We start from the raw sequence: 20,137 nt of genomic DNA, 5'->3' as shown, positions 1-20,137 counted from the left end.
GTTTAATATGAATGAACCACTAAGGCTCTAAGGCACTAAGAAATCTTTGTGTCTTTGTGGTTCGGTTGTTTAATATGGTAAATTATGGTCACTTGGCAAGCTGATTTTTATCATCATCGGCGACAACAGGCAGCAGGACGAGTTTTATGGGAGTTGCTGATTTGCGATCGCAATCGCAGTTTTCAGTTTGAAGCAAGCTGTCCCCAGTCGGAGGTAAATTCTAATTGGGTTGCTGTTCAGTTGCAACTGGCTGGTGGTGGAAATTTACCAGATGTAATTCAGGTGTTTCGCCCTCAATGTTTGGGTTTAATTGAGCAAGCAGGACGCAGTTTGGGTATCAATGTTGAACCTACACGGCGCACTTTTGCCCTTAAGCAGTGGTTACAGGAAAAGCAATATCCGACAGTGGTAGATAAACCACCTCCCGCACCACTACCGGAGAATCTCTGGGGGGAGGAGTGGCGGTTTGCGACTTTGTCAGCTGGTAAGGTGGTGGAGGTTTTTACAGAACAGCCTATTCCGATTTTGGTGATGCCGGAGTTTCTTCAACCTATCAATTTGGGTTTGGCGTCAACGGTGTCGGTTCCCGGTGTGGTAATTTATGGGGGACGGCAATCAATGCGTCTGGCACGGTGGTTACAGGAGGCACGTCCTGCGGCGTTAAATTATGTTGCAGGTGCGCCGGATGGATTGGTATTGGAAGCTGGTTTGGTAGATAGATGGATTTTGGTGACGTTTACAGATCCAGAGGTGGTAGCCGCAGGTAGGGTTTACGAACAGCGCAAGCAGGAAAGTCGTGGATTACACTTTTTACTAGTGCAACCTGATGATTCAGGGATGACTTTTAGTGGGTTTTGGTTATTGGGTGCTGAAGATTAAAGAGTGGTTATTTATCTTTTTCTTAAGAAATGCCACGAAGTTTATTATGTAATTTCCCGGTTGTAGAATTGAAATTTGTGTTTTAAAAAGTAATATAGGGCTTTTAAGTTGTTATCTAGCAGGAAGTTTTGAAATAAAAAATTGAGTTATCAGTAGTTGGAAGTTGCTTACAATGAAACGCAGAAAGTTATTTATATTGTGTCTAATGAAACCTAATGTTATGCCTCGGTATCGGTAATGGGTTAAAACACTCTTCTCTAGAAATTACTAACGATAAAACACGATATTGTAAGCAATTAACTGGGATTGCCATTATTTCTTTTTCTTTATTTTCAAGTTAGTTATGCCTGAATTGCCGCCACTGTAGATAAAATTCTACGGGTGGCTGTCCGTAGTGAGAGAATGAAAATTCCTCTTTCCTAATCTCTAGATCCTCTTTTCAAGACAGCTGCCTTAATTAGGAATAATTCTAAGATGTCAAAGTATAGTATTGTATTAGATGAAAATGAAATTACACTATTAGCTGCTTCATTGCGAGAAATTCAGCAAAATATTCTCAAACAAGATCCCCAAACAGGTAAAACAAGAATTTGGTTCCAAGGAGAAGAAGCTTATTTTGATGTCTTTTTTGAACTCCAGGATCATGAAATAACATGGTTTCAATTCACTTTAAGGGGAAAATCACTATCTTGGGACAGTAAAAATCCTGGATGGCAAACAGGTACTACTAATGAATTAAAAGTTGGCGATGTCAGCTTTTACGCTGCTAGTAAAACTATTGAAAATGATATAGAAATTGATTGGGAGTTTGTGAATTTAGTTAAGTCTATTATTCAAACTAGAGATAAGGAAGAAATTTTTCAAAAGGTTTTATTACTTTTCAATTATTATTAAATTTGGAATAAATATATCTAATAATATCAAAATTCAACTAATATTACCCATCACCCATTACCAATTACCAATTACCCATTACCTATTGCTATATCCGTCTTTCATATTCTTTAACAACATAAAGAATTAAAAAAGACACAAGAATACTTAGTAGTCCTAGTTGCCACAAACCACATCCAGCTGTAATCCCTAAGCCTGCGGAAGTCCAAATAGCAGCTGCTGAAGTGAGTCCACGAACTTCTACTCTTGGAGATTCTTTGTCTGAGGTTTCTCGCAAGATTTCTCCAGCACCTAGAAATCCTACACCTGTTGCCACACCCTGAATGACGCGACTGAGTCCATTGTAATCTCCTGGTTCTATGTCTGTTTGTAAAATAACGATGACAAAAATTGCAGAAGCAACACTCACTAACATATGAGTTCTCAAGCCAGCAGGCTTGCGTCTGCGCTCACGTTCTAAGCCGATTATCCCACCCAAAAATACTGCTAGGCAAAGTCTAAAGGCTATGTTAGGCCAATCATCAGGTGCCAAAAAGAATGTATTCGGTGATATCATTAATTGTAGTGTCATGTGCTACATATGTGATCATGATCTCAAAAAGCGATCGCCCAGTACTCAGCTACAGTTGCGTGCTGTCTTCTGATACTGTCCCCTCTCTTGTGATTACGGTGTTGTGATAATATTTTTGGTATAGATTTTTGTTTATAAAATGCCCGGTAATCTAACAGCACCAAAAAGTCAACCTCAAAGATAAGCTATCTACTTGCTTGTTGTTCAGTTTACATAATATGTCCACTAGGAACATGTGAAAGCTGCGGCAAATTTAGGAGATAATAACGCAAGTTATATAAATTTAATCTTTAGCATTTTTAAGTATAAACTCAACCGTAACACCACAAGCTAGAAACCCTGTGAACAAGCTCTGTCCATTTACTCAGCTTAAGATAGATTTCTAGAAAAGTTAGCGCTAGTCTTAGTGGTACGTAGACGCTGAAATTTAGTTTAGTGGGATTTTGTTCTTTGTTGATTGTTGGTAGCTCCAACAAAAACCGCTAGTACGTCTATGGAACCAACAAATAACAACCAATACCTGACAACTGACTAATTGAGTGGATAAACTCTACTGGCTTGAGCAAATTAAACTGCTAGATCGCGCCGAAGTTGGTGATAAAGCTTTCTATTTAAGCAGAATCATGCAGCGTGGTTATCCGGTGCTGTCTGGTTTTGTCATCCCAGCATCAGTTTTGCGAGAATTTCTCGAAAATCTCAACAGTTCAGAAGCCTTAATTGCTGACTTACCAAATTCTTCACTGCATTTGGATGTTGGGAATTGGCGTCAGCTTCAGCAGGTAGCTGAACGATTGCGTCAAGAAATTATTAGCGCGACTGTACAACCTCAACTATTAAGCACTATCTCACAAGCTACTCAAAAATGGGAAACTAAATGTCTGATTTTCCGCCCAAGTTTAACACTTCCGACAGGTAAGCAGGGAATTGCGAATATCTCTGGTTTGTTAGAATCACGAGTCTGTCACTGTGAACCAGAAGCGATCGCTCTAGCACTCAAGCAGACTTGGGGTCAATTGTTTCGCGCTAGGAGTCTTTTATATTGGCAACAGGCAGGAATTGATCTCCAACAAGTTAATTTAGCAGTTTTGGTGCAACCAATCCACAATGCAATTGCCAGTGGTTTGGTGAGTACTAACTCTTCTCATTGGGAAATTCAAGCCACTTGGGGATTGGGAATTGCGATCGCTCACGGTGAAGTTTTACCAGATGTCTACTACATCCAACCAGAAACTGGTGTTGTTCAAGAACAGCAGTTAGGGTATAAACCACTCGCTTATTGTATTAACAATGGAAGTTGTGGGGTTGATTTGCAATCCACTTCAATATCATTGCCAAAACTAGATGACTCTAGTTTGCAAGTATATCTGCTCAATGAAGCCCAACAACAAGCATATGCTTTGTCAGAAGAATATTTGCAACAGTTGATCAGGCTGACAAATCGACTTGTGAGAGAACTAGGTACAAACCTCACCCTAGAGTGGACTATTTCTCAACAAACTCCATCGGGAATACTTTATATAACGCAAATTAATACACCTCTATCTGGAGTTTACAATACTCACTTAATTAAAGGACTAGGCGCAGCAACAGGGCGTGTAACAGCAGCTGCTCATGTTATTCATTCTTCCCAAAGACCAGAACAACTGCCCAAAGGAATAATTTTAGTTGCACCAGCCATCACGCCTCATTGGCTACCAATATTGCAACAAGTAGCAGGTATTATCACGGAACAGGGAGGTCTAACCAGTCACGCAGCGATTCTGGCTAGGGAATTAGGTATCCCAGCAGTAGTAAACGTGGCAAATGCTACGACTGTAATTCCTAATGGTGAGCGATTACTAATAGACGGTGATCAAGGAGAAATTTATCGCCTTGGTACAGAGGCTCAAGAAGAGGACACTGGGACAAGACAATCAGATCAATTATTGTCTTTTCTCTCCTTTCCCCATCACACACCACTTTTAAACCAGTCTGCACCTCTACAGGAAGCAGCCAAGCGTTTACACAAGAGAAATTACTTACATCCAGGTTTTTCGCCACTTTTAAAAAGTGATAGTGAATCCTCTGCAACTTTTGGCACAAATTTTCAGCATACTCCAACACAAAAACAAGACTCTACCTCTTCTAAGATTAACTCCTCAACCCAGGAATCCATGATTGCTACTCGGCTGCTAGTGAACTTAAGCCAGCCTAGCTTGATTGAGCAAGTGCTTTCTTTGCCCATTGATGGAGTAGGATTATTGCGCTCAGAACTGATGGTACTCAATATACTGGAGGGACAACACCCCCTACAGTGGTTGGACAATGGGCGTCAGGATGTATTGCTAGAGCGATGGTACGAACAAATTATGCAATTTGCCCAAGCTTTTGCACCAAAACCTATTTTCTATCGCTCATTGGACTGGCGATCGCGTGAATTACAATCTTTTAGCCACAATTTACAACCTTCACCCCATTCCATGCTGGGAGAGCGCGGTACGTTCAGCTATTTGGTCAATCCTACCGTTTTTGAGTTAGAGTTAACTGCTTTGGCAAATTTACAGCAAGCCGGCTATACCAATATCAATTTACTCTTGCCTTTTGTACGTACAGTAGAGGAATTTTACTTTTGTCGTCAAAAAGTAGAACAAGCAAGGTTAACTCAGATACCCCATTTTCAACTATGGATTATGGCGGAAGTACCAAGTGTGTTATTTTTGCTACCAGAATATGTCAAAGCTGGTGTGCAAGGAATTTCAATTGGAACCAATGACCTCACTCAATTAATATTGGGAGTAGATAGAGAGCAGGGACAGTTCGCAAAAGCATTTGACGAACGTCATCCAGCAGTTATGAACGCTGTCGCTCAGCTTATCCGCACAGCCAGGGAAGCAGGAATACCTTGCTCTATTTGTGGTCAAGCACCAGCGCTGTATCCCGAAATTATAGAGCATTTGATCAAATGGGGTATTTCCTCCATCTCCGTAGAACCAGAAGCAGTATCGAGGACATATCAAGCGATCGCTCGTGCTGAGCAACGCCTAATTTTAGAAGCCGCACGACGACAAATGCAATAGTTAGTAGTTAGTTGTTTGTTGTTGGTTTATTTTTTATCAATATCTACTAACCACTAACCTATTTTATAAAAAAGTGTCTCAATCCAAAATCCAAAATTGATTTAGTTAACCAGCATTATGGCTATTAGTATTCATGCTTGTTGGCTGAATAACTATACTTTTATTCTTTTGACTCACAAAACCTAAAGTTACTCGTTTCATTAGCCAGTGTAAGCCAACAAGTATAGCAAAAGTTATTGCAATGATTACCAAAGGCTGCTTACCCAAAATTTCTTCTACACCTCTAGTCAACAAAGCATCCGGTTGAGTTACAAAATCCCAACTATTAAAACGCAAGAATCGACCCCAGTAAATACCAATAGCACACAAGGCATGAGTTGTCATTTCCATCCAGATAATCCATTGACTCTTGCCAATGCGGTGCAGATAGTATCCCACGTTTATTAGAGATATAACATAGGCTTCAAAACCAGCCATGATCACTAAGAAATATACAGGAATTAGCACCAAAGTAATCATCCACACAGATTGAATTGTGCGGATATCCTCAATGAGGTGAATGACATCAGTTAATAGATAGGGTGCATTTGGCAAAAAAGCGTAGAAGACCAAAAATCCTAGCCACCAAACCCAAGAACGCCCACGTTTGAAGCGAAACAGCCAAATACTCAAAGCTAAAGGTATAAATGCCAAAAATAAATTCCAGGTCATCCAACGCATGTTGATTTGTAAGACCTGTACAACTCTAGCCATCAATTCAATCAGTTCCGCTTTCATCGCTGCTTCCTTAGAAGTGTGTGTGAGTGATTACGTATTTTCTAGATGTGAACTTAGTTGTTTGATTCCTCAAACAAAGAAAATCTGACTGTGATTGTTGCTTGACCCTAGCAAATCGGTTTCATGGAACTTGAGAAAATAAGTTTGTGTACATAGAAACTGACTCTGCGTTGGTATTGCTGGGAAAACAGGTGTATTAATCTCCTAGTATAGCCAGAACAAAAAAATAGGCTACTACCGCAGAACAGAATTGTCATTATGGGATTTTGTTCCGTTTCTGACTATATTTATAGATTTCACTTTGGCTGGGTTGTTTTCCAGAAAGGAATTATTAGCGTAGCAGTACTCGACTGCGGGGACCGATCGCTTTTTTGGGTGTCAATGTTACTTTTGTCCGACAGTTCTCAGAATTTTGCACACACATGGACGCGAAGTTGAAAACTGGTGAATTGACTGCAATGGAATTACCGCTACTAAATTCTATGTCAGGCGTGGGAGTTGGGGAGGTGGTGGTGATGGGGAGATGGGGTGATGGGGAGGTGGTGGTGATGGGAGGAGTGGGAGGAGTGGGAGGAGTGGGAGGAGTGGGAGGAGTGGGAGGAGTGGGAGGAGTGGGAGGAGTGGGGGGGGTTGGGGAGGTGGTACTACCGCCGCCTGTGGTGGGTGGGGTGACGAGTTTTGCATCCGCAGGTACATTGATCGTCAATCTTACCAACGGGCTATTGGTCATTTTATAGGATGTTACCGTTGGTTTTCCTGGAATATCTGATTTGAAATCAAAGACTGTAGGACTTTCGCCACCGTTGCGATCGCTATATCTTGGCCCTTGTCCACTGACTTGAAAAGTACCTTCATATTGCTGTCCAGTTTTTGGATCGGTAACGATACCTGTGTAAAAAGCTTTTGTGAGTCCAAATTCGTCTTGAACTACGCCCTGATATTTAGTTCCTGGTAATTTTCCTTGATAAGTATAGGGCGTCAATTCACCACCAGATAACACTGGGGAATTGAGGATACCATCGAATGCAACAACCGGAACTCCTTTAAAGTCTACAAAGTAATGTAAACTTCCATCAGTGCGCGTTTGTACTTTGACATAATCCGACTTGTAGACAGGAACGTAATTGGGATTACTGTTGGAACCTATATTTCGGTTGTAAGTCCCTGTCGAGTCGGTATCTACACGAGTAACACGGTTATTGAAATTGGGATTAAAGCTAGGAAGTTGGATAGTACCTGAAATAGTCCCAGTACTTTGAATTTGAAAGGGCGTAATTTCAGCAGAGGCGCTGGCTGTTCCTAAACCAATTAAAAATGCGGCTAAGCCACTGCTGCTAAGAATTCCACAACCTAATTTACAGTAATTCTGAATTGGGTCTTTTTGTGTTTCAAAACCTGATAATTTTACTTGCATATGAAATTGCCTTTGAACAAAAACAGTCAAAAAAATTACCGTTGTTTTTCTGTGGCTATTACCAAAAAGCTTAATTAGCCTAGCTATTTTACGTAATTAGCTAGAACATATAGTTATATTTACACCAGTAAAAAATTAAAACCGGAAAGTGGCTCTCAAAGCTCCTACTATCAAGGGGTCATTTGCAGCGTTATGATCAGGATTGAAAATGATGAATACACCCGGAGTCAGAGCTATATTATTATTCAACTGGGCGCGATAAAAAATTTCTGCGTGCACAGATGTATCTTCACGTCCACCAGCTGTCCCTCCATCAGAAAAGTTGGGAAAGTTATAGCCTTCTGGTAAAGTACTAGAAGTGATTTTAGGGGGTTGTCCAAATAAAATTCCTCCCAAGTTGCCAGGACGACCCAAGTTAGGAAAAGCTGCAAACACAGCCCAATTTGTAGTTTCCACACTTCCAGAAAGATTCACTGGATCTGAGTGAGTCCAGCCACCCCAAGCCCCTAATTGCAAGTTGGGATTGATCCGCCATGTAGCAGTAGCACCAACAGCGTGAGTATTAAAGGCTGTAGACGGTGCGAAAGGGGAAATGAGTTGAGCATCACCAATACCGTTTCCTAGCAAGCCATCGGGAGAATGGGAGAAAAGATAATGTATGCCCACATCAATATTATCGGTAGGTGCTAATGTTAATTGCGCGCCTGTGGTATATCTGCCCCCAAATATGCCCCCCAAGTTTGTATCATTGGGAAAACTAGGAATTTCGGCACTATAGATACCTTGTAAGCTGATGCGATCGCTAATCTGCCAATCAAACCCAACACCACCGGTACTATTGCCAATTGCCAAAATTGGGTTACGCTGAGCAAATAAAGAAATTGCTCCTTCGCCAGCACCCTCCAGGGGATTAATACCGCGGAAGGTGTTCACAGGATTCACCCCTGCTGTCCCTACAACAAATCCGATCTGATCAGAAACGGGAAATCGATAAGATAACTCATTGATGACTAGATCATTATTGTTTGTGTCGGCTTCAAAACCCAACCGTCCCATATTGGTATAAACATACGGCGCAGAAGAATTCAAATTGCCAGAAGCTAAGCTAGTTAGCAGTAAATCTTTTCCTGAAAAAGAAGTAGCTAGGGTTAATTGCGCACTATTGGTAAAATTCAAATTTGTTTTGCCTTGGCGTTCTGGTTTTCCATCTCTGGGAAACAAATCTACATCAGTACTGTTAGTTCCCTGTAAGCTAAAAATTGCTTGACCAACTAGTTTGGTTGTTGGAGAAAATTGATTTGTTTGTAATTCTTCAGTTTGGGCTTCTAAATTTGCGACACGCTCCTGTAATTCCTGTAATTGTGCTTGAAATTCTGTTTCCAATCTTTGCAATAAAATTAAATCTTCTTCCGTAACAGTATTATTTGTATTATTAGCAATTAATTCGTTGATTTTTTCTAGACAAGCTGCTAAACCTGCTGTAAATTCATAACGATTAATAACACGGTTGCCTAAAAAAGTACTATTGGGGTATCCAGCAATGCAGCCATACCGTTCTACTAGAGATTGTAAAGCACCAAAAGCCCAGTCTTGTGGTTGCACATCATCAAGTTGTGACACTGATGTCACTTTAGACATTTGATTATTTGAGTCTGAGGAAATGTTTTCTTCTGTAATTTTGACAACTTGTTGATTTACCTGGCTTTTGACGTCATGTGGAGAAATCCCAGCCCCCAGGGAAGGGGGAATTTTTAAATCCTCTCTGCTTATAGCAGAGGGGTTTTCCAGATGCTGTGAAAAGTCAGGTTGATTTGTAAATTTTTGCTGCTTCTCTCCCTCTGGCTGTGCTGCAATCACATTTATTTTATAACGATCTAAAAGTATATTTTTATACTTTTGTTTTGTAAATTCATCAGGAATATTGTTTATATTTTGCTCCTGCAAAATGAATTCGGGAGGCGTGATCTCTGCTACTGGAACAATTGAATTAGTCTGAGTTGCATTTGTCTCTAGCAATCGATTCTCTGGCTTTTGTTTCAATTGTTCTGGCAATGTTGCTGGAGGTGTCTGTCCTGTTGCTAGCAGCCCTACTACCAGCAAACCGATATTGCTCATTGTATTACTCTTTACTAGTACCAATGTTACTTTTGACAAGCAAATTTGCTTTGGTACAGGAAAATTTTTGACAACAAGTTATAAAAGTTACTAATATTGGCAAATATACTGAGAAGATTTATTGTTTACCACTAAGTCTACCGTCGAACGAAGCACCAACAAACGCCTCACAATGAATGATGCCTATCAATTAAAAACAATTTTTTTTCTATTGATTTGATTGTCGCCAAACTAACATTACCAGCATTATTGAGACAATCTATTAAAACTTTGTTCGCGTTCCAATACTGCTGTAATATTTGCAATTCATTTTCATCAAACTGCCAATCATGTCCTATTTGGCGATCGCTAATAATTAAATTGCGTAGTTTACTAGTCCATGTTTCTCCATTTTCTTCCCACCAAATTTTTAAAGCATGTCTACTTTGTTCAGGTGTCGGAAGTTCATCGTGTAGATTTTGTAGTGATTGTTGGAGAACTGGACTATCTTGTAGTAGATGTTGTAAATCAAGAGCAAGTGCGATCGCAGATAATCGTTGATAGAAAATATTAGTAGTCATCCTCAAACTGATAGCTAGAGCATGGATTAATGCCAAGTCTAAAGCTAAATCAATAGCTAAATTTCCTGATAATCTACTATCTAGAGATAAAGCTAAGTTTTGATTGTAAGCAAGAGGATAATCTGGCGGGAGAGCAAGGGTAAAATAAAAAGCGCGCACACTAGCTGGGTAATAAGATGCATTAATTATTGAAGTTTTTTCATCTAACCATTTCACAAACTTCTGCAATTTTTGATTTGAAATCACTAAATTATCAACTTCTTGTTTCATTAATAACAATAATTCATCTCCAGGCTGCATCATTCCCGCAGCTAACAAAAAAACTTCTCGCCAACGTTTTTCTCCTATATGAGTAACAAAATTTTGCAGAGTTTGGGAATTTCCAGCAGCAACAATTTCTCTGGCAGTTAGATACTCTTGAAATGTTAAATGTGAAAAAGAATAAATACCTCGTCCTTGTTCTAGCAACAAACCGTGCTGTGCTTCAATAGCTTTTAATGCAGCAGTGCTATCAAGTTGCAATGCTTCTGGGTCTGTGGATGCATGGGGAAGCTGACGCAGATACTCGGTTATGAGAGGTTGGATTTTAGTTGCTGGAAAAAAGTAATCTCCTTCAGTAAATGTAGTAGCTGCTAAACGACAAAGTAACTTAATTTTATCTAACAACGATAAATTGCGATAAAATTCATCTCTTCTGATTCTTCTGGCTTCATCCCAATGAACTAACAATAATTCTAATGCTTGTTTGTAAAGTTCTGACCGTAAGGCAGGGAAATCACCTAAAAATTGAAATACCAAGCAAGTAAGATTTAGTAAAATTGGTGTTGTTGCTAATTCCAATATTTGTTGATTTTCTGGCAATTCTAATTTTTTTATAAACTCAGAAGCCTTAGCTTTTCCCTCCCAGAGAGAGTTTTTAGCTACCGCTACAAACCATTTATCTGCAAATGTTATAATTTGCGATTTACTAAAATCAGCTATTTCAATTTCAGTAAAACCATTAAACTGATATCGCTGGGCAGCGAGGCGACAAGTAATAATTACTGTATTTTTGTAAAATCTTTCAGAAAAATGATGAATTTCTCTAATAATTATATCGCTTTCTTCTTCATTTAATTCATCTAGACTGTCTAGTAATATTAATGCTTTTCCTTGAGCAAATATGGTCAAAATTTCTGAGATGGAAATACCCTGGTCACTAAATTCCTGATAAATATATTGTAATAAACTAATTTGTTTATGATCACTAGTATTTTCAGCTAAGTTTTTAAGTCTGATAAAAATGGGTAGACAATCTGATTTAAACTTTCCCTGATTACAACGAACTGCAAGCGATTGTAAAAAGGTGGTTTTACCAGAACCGGTTTTGCCAAACACCATCAATTTAGAGTATTTGGCAACTGCTTCTAAACCAGGAATTCTTTGTTTATTAAACTTATCTAAATTAAAACGATCAAAATTATTAGAATCTAGTCTTTGTAAATCATTAATTTCCAGCCACCTTTTGCTGGTGATTTCCTCAAATATATCTACTTCTACATAAAGATCATCTAAAACAATAGGTCGAGCAATATCTAAAAGATGTAGAGTTCCACACTGGGCTTGAATTTTTTCGTAGTTAGCAAAGCGTGCTTTTTGCACTAAAGCATCAATATCTGGAGTATTTTCCGATATTGTTTTTTCCAAAGACAGTGATTCATCAGGGGGCTGTTGAGCAATTTCTTCTGGATTTAATCCCAATACCAAGCAAATTTCATGAAAAACTTGACGATCAATAGCTTTACCAGTGAAAAATTTCCAAATTGGCTGACGAGTTTCTAAACCTACTTCACCAGCTAAATATTCCTGAGTCCAGCCTTTACGTCGAAAAGCCTGTTTAGCTTTTCTTATCCCCTCAGCTGATGCTTGCAGCGATCGCTTTGCCATTGTTTTACTATATCAACTTACTATTTGTAGTGTTAATGTGTTTATTTATACAAAAAGTCGATTAAATATATTAAAGTACACATTCTGTGTAAATTATCTATGAGTCAATTTCTAAATCTATTTTACACAGATAACAGCAAACAGCTTGATTGTTTATAATGTATCAAATAATTCTGATAATTATTTACAATTTTGCATACAAATCATACGATATATACATAAGTTAAACTCAAAAATCAACGTGATCTCAAACGTTGATTGTTGATAATGAAATCAAGTCAGCCAAATGAACATACCCACGAAGCTTATAGCATTGTCAAATTAGGCAAACTGAGGAGCAATGCTGTAAGCTTTTACTTGTTACTAAGGGTAAATCGGTGTAAAAGCAATACTTCATGAGTCATTGGTTATTAGTCAATAGTCATTGATAAATAGTTACTGGTTGTTACAAATGACAAAAGACAAAGGACAAGTCACAACCCTAACTAGTTTGCTTGATTTCAGCTGACCTACTTAAAAACTTTTGAAATTCTGCTGCTGTAACAGGACGACTAAAGAGAAAACCTTGCATGGCATCACAGTTATGTTGTCGTAAAAACTCTAGATCTAACTCAGTTTCTACACCTTCAGCAATGACCTGAAGATTCAGATTATGACCCATTTGAATCAATGCTGTTGTAATAGCTGCTTTTTGTGGGTCGTTGGCAACATTGTGAATAAAGTAACGATCAATTTTTAACTTATTTATAGGTAATTTTTTGAGATACATTAATGAAGAGTAACCTGTACCAAAGTCATCAACAGCTATTTTGACACCTAAGGAACGCAATTCATTCATTATAGCGATCGCGGCATTAATATCTTGCATTATCAAGCTTTCTGTAAGCTCTAATTCTAGGTAATGTGGTTCCAAATTATTAGTGGTTAAAAAATGAACAATTTTTTTAATCAAATCTGGTTGAGTAAATTGGCGGGCTGAAAAATTAACAGCTATACACAAGGGAGAGTAACCTGCATTTTGCCAAGCTCGATTTTGTTGGCAAACACTTTCTAAAACCCATTCACCAATAGCAATAATTAACCCTGTAGATTCTGCTAAGGGAACCAATTCAGAAGCCGCAACTATTCCCAATTCTGGACTTTGCCATCTAAGTAAAGCTTCTGCGGCAATGATTTTTCCAGAATGAATATCTACTTGTGGTTGATACTCAACAAAAAATTGTCGAAAATGTCCTTGCTCAATCGCTCCGTGTAAAATGTTTTTGACAACCAGCATTTCTGAATTAAAAGCTTTGAGTTGTGGACTAGTAGAAAAATATTGTTTTAATGTAGCTTGTTTTTTTAAACGTCCATCAATTGCACTCAGTAATTCAGCACGAGTAAATGGTTTCGTGAGATAGTCATCTGCACCCAATTCCATGCCTTGACGAAAGTCAGCTTTAGTGGCTTTTGCAGTCAGAAAAATAAACGGAATTGTTGCTGTTAGTGGTTCTTGACGTAAAGTGCTTAATACAGCATAACCATCAAGTTCTGGCATCATCAAATCGCACAAAATCAGATCAGGAACTTCTGTTAAAGCTAAATTTATTCCTAGTTTACCGTTAGCAGCATCAATAGTTTCAAAATCTTCTGCTTCTAGTAATTCAACAAGGTTCTCACGAACTGAATTTTCATCTTCAATTACTAAGATTTTAGTCATATTTTTATTAGTTGATTGTTAGTATTTAGTGGTTGGTTGTTTTTTATTGATTAGAATTTTTCTGAACAACAAACATCTATCAAGAAAAAATTGAAAATTAATTATTTAATGGTAAAGTAACAGTAAAGGTTGTTCCTACTCCCACTTCACTGTTCACAAAAATTTCACCCTGACACAAATCTATACATTTTTTGACAATTGTTAGTCCTAAACCAGTACCTGGGATATTGCCAACATTTGCAGCACGATGGAAAGATTCAAACAAACTTGGTAAATCTTCTTGGGGAATACCAATTCCCTGGTCTTTGATTTCAAATACAGCTCGATCTTCCTGATAAGTGAGAGTAAATGTGATGATGCTGTTGTTGGGGGAATATTTGATCGCATTCGTGAGTAAATTTCTGAGAATGTGTCCCAACAATTTTTGATCCATGTGGCAGGATATGGATTCGTATTCACAGTGAAAGGCGATCGCATGTTCTGTATTAAGATCCTGTTGCAACTCTTGGAGTAAGTCACGGCAATACTCAACCAAATCTAGTAATATCGGTTTAAAATCTATTTTTCCCACTTCTGCCTTACCAATCACCAACACATCATTTAACATCTCAGTCATATGTTTAACGCTGTGTTGAATGCGATGTATATGGGAGAGTAATTTTTCTTCTGTCCATTTGTGATGATAATGTTCTACCAACTCTGAAGAAGAAAGGATGGTACTCAACGGTGTACGAAATTCATGGGAAATCACGGTGACAAAACGAGATTTTAATTCGTTGAGTTCTTTTTCTTTCTCCAATGCTGTTCTTAGTTCCTCTTCCAATTGCTTGCGTTTGCTAATATCTGTCCAATAACCAACAATTTCTAGGGGTTTTCCAGTATCATCTCGTACAAGCTTGAATTGATCGTATACCCAAATGTAATTACCATTTTTGTGTAAAAAACGGTACTCACAGATACATTCTCCCTGCTTCAATAAGTTTGCTGCTTCCGTAAAAACATGGGATTTGTCCTCAGGGTGGATGCGATCGCTCCAAAACTTAGAATTCTCTGTAAATTCTTTTGCTGCATAACCAAGCATGGCGGTAATGTTCTCACTCATGAAGGTAATGTCATAATCTTCATAAGGTTTACAAGTATAAATAACAGCTGGAGTTGCAGACAGTAAATATTGCAACCGTCGTTCCGATACCATTAATGCCATTTCTGACTGCTTACGCTCGGTAATATCATTTTGAATGCCAACGTAATGAGTGCAATTGCCATCAGCATCAAATACCGGAGAAATACTTAATTCATTCCAAAATAAACTACCATCTTTACGATAGTTACGTAAAATTACGGTACAATTTTTTGCTTGCTGGATAGCGTTTCTCAGTTCTTGGATTTCTGGTTGATTGGTATCATTTCCTTGCAGAAAACGAAAATTGCGACCGATGACTTCCTCTGGAGAGTAACCAGTGATGTACTCAAAGGCAGGATTAGCATAGATGATTGGTAAATTTGGCAGTCTAGCATCACAAATCACAATGCCGTTACTACTAGCAGCGATCGCCCGATCCCGCAAAAGCAGGTTGGCTTCTGCTCGCTTGCGATCAGTAATATCTGTGGAAATGCCACAAATGGCACGGGGAACATCATTAGCATCTTTTAAAGGAAACTTGATCGAAAGATAAGTATGTAAACCATCTTCTTGGGGAACAATTTCTTCTGCTTCTATCGGCTTACCAGTAGTAAGAACATTGCGATTATTCTTCGCAAACTCATCAGCTATATGACGTGGGAAAAATTTGTATATACTTTTGCCTCTGAGAAACTGTTTGGAACATTTAAATACTTTTTCATACTGGCTATTAACTAGTAAGAATCTATTTTGATTGTCTACAACATAAATAATGGCTGGAGAATTATCTAAAATAGCCTGTAGCTGTGCTTGAGTCTGCCGCAGTACAGACTCTGTCACTTTTAGATCATCAATATCTGTATTTGTACCGAACCAATTTAATATTTTCCCATCTTGATCCCGCTGGGGTACTGCACGTGCTAAATGCCAGCGATATGTTTTGTCAGTTACCCTATACCAGCGAAATTCCAATTCTAATGGTTCACCTGTAACTATAGAGTTATGCCAAGCATCCAAACATTTAGATAAATCTTCAGGATGCACCCAATTTTGCCACTTCCAGCCCCACATTTCTTCTTGTGTACAACACAAGTAATTCTGCATACGCTGGTTGATGTATTCTACATAGCCATCTGGCTGAGCAATCCAAACTTGTTGGGGAATAGATTCCACTAAGAAGCGAAAGCGTTCTTCACTTTTTTGTAAAGCTTGTGTTCGTTCCTCTACTCTTGTTTCTAGTTCTATGTTTTCTTGCTTTTGTTCTGTTATGTCCCTTTGTATAGAAACAAAGTGAGTAATTTTGCCTTGTGCGTCTGCTATAGGAACAATGTTAATCTCAACCCAGTATGTAGAGCCATTTTTGTGGTAATTGATTAATTCTGCTCTAACTGGTAAACAATTTTGCAAGGCGGTACGAATGCGGTCTAATTGGGTGCGATCGCTCAATTCCCCCTGTAAAATTCGCGGTGTTTTACCTACAACTTCAGCACTTGACCAACCGCTGATCCGGGTAAATGCTTCATTCACGTAAACTATTTGTGGTCCAAGAGGTTCATCAAGTGCATCAGCTGTGGTGATCACAATAGCATCATTAGCATTGACGACGGCTGACTCAAACAAACGTAGTTGTTCGATGGTGTCTACTAGCTTACAGGGAGAAGTAGGAGTAATTTGTAGTGCTTGATAAATAGTTTTGAAGGTAACTATTCCAACTAGTAGGTTTTCTTCATCAACAATTGGTAGTAAAGGCAATTGATACTGCTGCAAAAATGAAATTAAATAAGTAATATCATTAACTTGAGCTTGACTATATTTCAGTGAGATTGCTGCAACACTCATTACCTGCGAAATTGTGGCGGCTTGAAAGTCAAATTTACAACAGACCAATCTAATTACATCTTGATCTGTGAACCATCCCAACACCCGCATTTTATCTGTGAACAAGTTCTCTACCACTAAGACATAACTTGCTTGCTGCTGATGCATGAGTGACACAGCATCTAGTAAGGTTGTATCTGGTGTTACAGTCAGAGGCGAAAAATCTATTACGGTATCTATTGACGGCAGAGACACCAACTGAGTTAAGGCGTGCATAATTGCAATTGCCTTTAGCAATAAAAATTGAATAGCAGTAGCATATTTAACTATCTTCTAGTATTTTCTGGGTTAAATTCGTAACATTTCCTTGCAAAAAAACTAGGTTATAAATTGAGGGTTATTTTATTTATTGTTAATAAAATCACTTATGACAACAGTAAAATCACTAAACTAAAAACAAAAACTTTGCACCAGTTGTAAAAAAACTAGAGTAACCTCACCCCTTTCCCCTCTCCTTGGTAAGGATAGGGGTGTCCGATAGGACGGTGTGAAGTTGCAAGGCTCGTGAAAATTGTTTCATCGGGACTTAAAATCCCGCAGTTCTTTTCCCATAACGTAACAGCCTTTCGATCGCAACCAAACGATTTTCCCAAGCTTTGACTTGGTAGGGGTTAGCCACAGATTGCGATCGCATCCATACCCGAAATTGGAACTGAAAACGAGCCAAACTAGCTTTTGCTGCCACTAATTTACCAGCACTTGGCTCAGCAGCCAGCTGATTTAAAGCACTTTGTAAAACTTCTGCTTGAGTATTAAAGTCCGCAGCTGCGATCGCTGATAGTTTTAGTTCATCATTTTGGGAAACAAACTTCCACTCCCGTAGCAAAGCATGATAACGACTAGCAGCAGCAGCAAAAGGCTGACGAGAGGGAATAGGTTCTTTTTGCCTACCTTGTTCTCTACCTTGAGTGCGGCTGAAAACTGTGTGCAATTCGTTGTTAAAATTTTCCGCAGCAAATAGAGCATAACCACTGATTGGCAAGTCCCTGACTAATTGGATTTGGTCAAAGGCTCCGATAGTTGGTAAAGAAAGCAAACGAATTCCTGGTACTAGCAAAGTAGAGCCTAATTTTGAGGAAGCAATCCAAGGTTGTGCCAATCGCTCAAACCGGAGAGTATCTTGAGCATAGGTCATGGGAATAACTATATCAATATCACCTTGCCTGGCCCAAACTTCCCAATGCTGTTGAATTTTCTGAATGCGTTCTTGTTCTGGTAAAGGAAATACCGCTACCGATAAAATCAAGTTAGGCCGTTTTGCCCGCAGATGCTCAGACGCTTGAGCAACAAAGCTATTCACTTGCTGGGTACGAAATTCTGTCCATTTCTGCCATAATTCCCTTTGACTAGGAGAAATATTGACCGGATCTACACCCGTCAGCTGCTGAAACTTAGCTCTTGCTGCTTTACCATAGCCGTAAGTCCTTCCTGCACTGGGATCTTGGAAGGGATAGCGAATATAGTCTAGCTGAATACCATCAACTTGATAGCGGGTAACAATTTCCTCATACAGTTGCAGTAAATACTGTCGCACCTCGGGATTAGCTGGGTCAAAGAAGGGTTTGCTTTGACCTGGGGGAATCATTTGACCACGGTTATCATACCCTGCCCAATCTGGATGAGCAGCAAGCACTGGCCCTGGATAATTGGGAGCGAGTTTGAGAATTTGATTGTGACGTTGATTCCCAGCCGCAAAAACCCAGACCCAAGCGTGTAATTCCATACCCCTTTGGTGGGCTAATTTTACAGCACTTGCTAGAGGATCCCAACCACGAGTCAGGGGATTTTGCTGGGGTGCAACTTGACTGGGGTAAATTGTGTAACTAGAATTAACTGTTTCAAAAAATACTGTGTTAAATCCTGCTTGAGCCAAGCGATCAAAAATTGCAGCTAATCCCTTTTCGCTGCCAGCCCGGACAATTGTACCGCGATCAAGCCAGATTGCGCGGATTTCTGGCTGAGCCAATTTCTGATCCACAGGAAACTGTTGCCATAAGGAGTTCTTGGCCATTACCCAATTCGATCGCGCTTGAGCATACTGTTTTTGGGCGATGAGCTGCGGCAAGTTTTTAGCCACTTCCCTGGCTTGGGTCAACACTTGTTCAGTACTCTGGACTGGTGCGCCAGATTTAATTGAGGCAAATTGCGTTTGCTGTGCTTTGCTAACTTGGGAATTACCATTGTGTATTGCAGCTGCTAAGTGGGCGCTTTCTACTCGACCAATGAGATTTTCTAACTGTTGCTGGAGAGCGATCGCTTCATTACGACTAATAGGTGCATTGGATTTCGGTTCCACATCCAAACGCACCCTTTGTTCCAGTTGATCAATAGCTTCATCTGAATGTGGGAACGTAATATTAGGTATAGGTAGAGGTCGGGGTTGGGGAGCAGTGGCTGTAATTTGAGGAGGGGGAGTGGGGGGAGTGCGGGAAGTAGGGGGAGTGGTGGCGACAACGGAGGTAGAGCAGTTTTGCGAACCGCCTGGTACTCTATTCATATATATAGAAAACTTCCTGAGATGCCGCTTGAGTGCTGCTTTTAACCAAGCAGTATCTGTTTGTATACCAGAAGCGGCATCTACTCCCCAACGCCAACCTAACAAAGTGGAGCGTTCTGTAGTTAATACTGCTGGAAGTTTATCTTGGGCATCGCAAACAGCAGCTGTTTGCGATGCTACAGTATTGGGAATCATCACACCTCCACGCACTGTACCCAGCAGTTCATCTGGACTGTTCAAATTCCGTGTTATTTCTGATAAAGGTTGTAGTTTTTGGGGAGAGTCTAAGCTGAATCCCCAATATCCACCTAAGAGGGATTGCAGTAGTTGACGTACTCCTGGTGCTGATGAACCCCCGACTGGACCGCTAGCAATCAAACGTCCACCATTTCTCATCCATTCTTCTAAAGCAATCGCTTGTGCTGGTGATACACTCTCTACATTTGGCAAAAATAATACCGGGCGATCGCCCCAATCTGCTGCACTCTTGACGCTATCTAAAGAAATTACACAGTATTTTACACCTATTGCTTGTAAACGATTTTCTATTCCTGCCCACTGACTAGCATTTTCTTGAGTATATACAATACTGATTATAGGTTCTTCAGCGGTCGTAGCTGTTGCTGGTGTAATCGTGAGTAGATTGTAGAGTGTAAATTTTATTTTAAAAATAAATAATCCAATTGTTTTAATATTCTTATGTTTATCTTTTATAGTTTTTTTTCTTTGACACTTCACTATCCACTCC

11 protein-coding genes are annotated in these 20,137 nt (G+C 39.4%); 3 read left to right on the top strand and 8 right to left on the bottom strand.

The window, feature by feature from the left end:
* Positions 1 to 84 precede the first annotated feature (84 nt).
* Both UYK_RS0111635 and UYK_RS0111630 read left to right on the top strand, forming a co-directional pair.
* Entirely contained in the window at positions 85 to 879 is a 795-nt protein-coding gene (locus UYK_RS0111635; RefSeq protein ID WP_016871450.1) for a Tab2/Atab2 family RNA-binding protein, read from the top strand.
* Positions 880 to 1,353: 474 nt separating this feature from the next.
* Positions 1,354 to 1,773: a hypothetical protein gene (locus UYK_RS0111630; protein WP_009460021.1), complete on the top strand. Its 420-nt coding sequence runs from the start codon at positions 1,354 to 1,356 to the stop codon at positions 1,771 to 1,773.
* An 88-nt stretch (positions 1,774 to 1,861) separates the two neighbouring features.
* Here the strand turns inward: UYK_RS0111630 and UYK_RS0111625 are convergent, their stop codons facing one another.
* Positions 1,862 to 2,344 carry an MgtC/SapB family protein gene (locus tag UYK_RS0111625; protein ID WP_009460022.1) on the bottom strand — a complete coding sequence of 161 codons (483 nt, stop codon included), beginning with the start codon at positions 2,342 to 2,344 and terminating at the stop codon, positions 1,862 to 1,864.
* Between the two features lie 539 nt (positions 2,345 to 2,883).
* On the opposite strand from UYK_RS0111625, the gene UYK_RS0111620 reads away from it, so the two are divergent.
* Positions 2,884 to 5,400 (top strand): putative PEP-binding protein, encoded by a 2,517-nt coding sequence (locus UYK_RS0111620; protein ID WP_009460023.1) that lies wholly within the window; start codon positions 2,884 to 2,886, stop codon positions 5,398 to 5,400.
* Between the two features lie 105 nt (positions 5,401 to 5,505).
* Here the strand turns inward: UYK_RS0111620 and UYK_RS0111615 are convergent, their stop codons facing one another.
* The 7 genes from UYK_RS0111615 to UYK_RS0111585 all read right to left on the bottom strand — a co-directional run bounded on the left by UYK_RS0111615 (position 5,506) and on the right by UYK_RS0111585 (position 20,127).
* Positions 5,506 to 6,177: a DUF1361 domain-containing protein gene (locus tag UYK_RS0111615; RefSeq protein WP_009460024.1), complete on the bottom strand. Its 672-nt coding sequence runs from the start codon at positions 6,175 to 6,177 to the stop codon at positions 5,506 to 5,508.
* 331 nt (positions 6,178 to 6,508) lie between these two features.
* Complete coding sequence (locus UYK_RS0111610; RefSeq protein WP_016871449.1) at positions 6,509 to 7,591, bottom strand: hypothetical protein; 1,083 nt, start codon at positions 7,589 to 7,591, stop codon at positions 6,509 to 6,511.
* A 135-nt stretch (positions 7,592 to 7,726) separates the two neighbouring features.
* Positions 7,727 to 9,706: an iron uptake porin gene (locus UYK_RS0111605; protein WP_016871448.1), complete on the bottom strand. Its 1,980-nt coding sequence runs from the start codon at positions 9,704 to 9,706 to the stop codon at positions 7,727 to 7,729.
* Between the two features lie 167 nt (positions 9,707 to 9,873).
* Positions 9,874 to 12,192: an NACHT domain-containing protein gene (locus UYK_RS0111600; RefSeq protein ID WP_009460027.1), complete on the bottom strand. Its 2,319-nt coding sequence runs from the start codon at positions 12,190 to 12,192 to the stop codon at positions 9,874 to 9,876.
* A 481-nt stretch (positions 12,193 to 12,673) separates the two neighbouring features.
* On the bottom strand, positions 12,674 to 13,891 hold the full coding sequence (locus UYK_RS0111595) for an EAL domain-containing response regulator (RefSeq protein WP_016871447.1): 1,218 nt from the start codon (positions 13,889 to 13,891) through the stop codon (positions 12,674 to 12,676).
* A 97-nt stretch (positions 13,892 to 13,988) separates the two neighbouring features.
* The gene (locus UYK_RS0111590; protein ID WP_009460030.1) at positions 13,989 to 17,108 is read right to left on the bottom strand and encodes a PAS domain S-box protein; all 3,120 of its coding nucleotides are present in this window, start codon (positions 17,106 to 17,108) and stop codon (positions 13,989 to 13,991) included.
* 310 nt (positions 17,109 to 17,418) lie between these two features.
* The gene (locus UYK_RS0111585) at positions 17,419 to 20,127 is read right to left on the bottom strand and encodes a family 10 glycosylhydrolase (protein ID WP_016871446.1); all 2,709 of its coding nucleotides are present in this window, start codon (positions 20,125 to 20,127) and stop codon (positions 17,419 to 17,421) included.
* Between the last annotated feature and the right edge of the window lie 10 nt (positions 20,128 to 20,137).

It is taken from the genome of Fischerella thermalis PCC 7521 (assembly GCF_000317225.1).
Classification (GTDB): domain Bacteria; phylum Cyanobacteriota; class Cyanobacteriia; order Cyanobacteriales; family Nostocaceae; genus Fischerella; species Fischerella thermalis.
The sequence above is the reverse complement of the archived record's forward strand: the minus strand, read 5'-3'. Positions and strand labels throughout refer to the sequence as shown.

Bases quoted from the DNA above. Each gene is read 5' to 3' on its own strand.
- UYK_RS0111635 (WP_016871450.1), top strand. From the start codon at position 85: ATGGTCACTTGGCAAGCTGATTTTTATCATCATCGGCGACAACAGGCA.
- UYK_RS0111600 (WP_009460027.1), bottom strand. From the start codon at position 12,192: ATGGCAAAGCGATCGCTGCAAGCATCAGCTGAGGGGATAAGAAAAGCT.
- UYK_RS0111610 (WP_016871449.1), bottom strand. From the start codon at position 7,591: ATGCAAGTAAAATTATCAGGTTTTGAAACACAAAAAGACCCAATTCAG.
- UYK_RS0111595 (WP_016871447.1), bottom strand. From the start codon at position 13,891: ATGACTAAAATCTTAGTAATTGAAGATGAAAATTCAGTTCGTGAGAAC.
- UYK_RS0111615 (WP_009460024.1), bottom strand. From the start codon at position 6,177: ATGAAAGCGGAACTGATTGAATTGATGGCTAGAGTTGTACAGGTCTTA.
- UYK_RS0111630 (WP_009460021.1), top strand. From the start codon at position 1,354: ATGTCAAAGTATAGTATTGTATTAGATGAAAATGAAATTACACTATTA.
- UYK_RS0111625 (WP_009460022.1), bottom strand. From the start codon at position 2,344: ATGACACTACAATTAATGATATCACCGAATACATTCTTTTTGGCACCT.
- UYK_RS0111590 (WP_009460030.1), bottom strand. From the start codon at position 17,108: ATGCACGCCTTAACTCAGTTGGTGTCTCTGCCGTCAATAGATACCGTA.
- UYK_RS0111605 (WP_016871448.1), bottom strand. From the start codon at position 9,706: ATGAGCAATATCGGTTTGCTGGTAGTAGGGCTGCTAGCAACAGGACAG.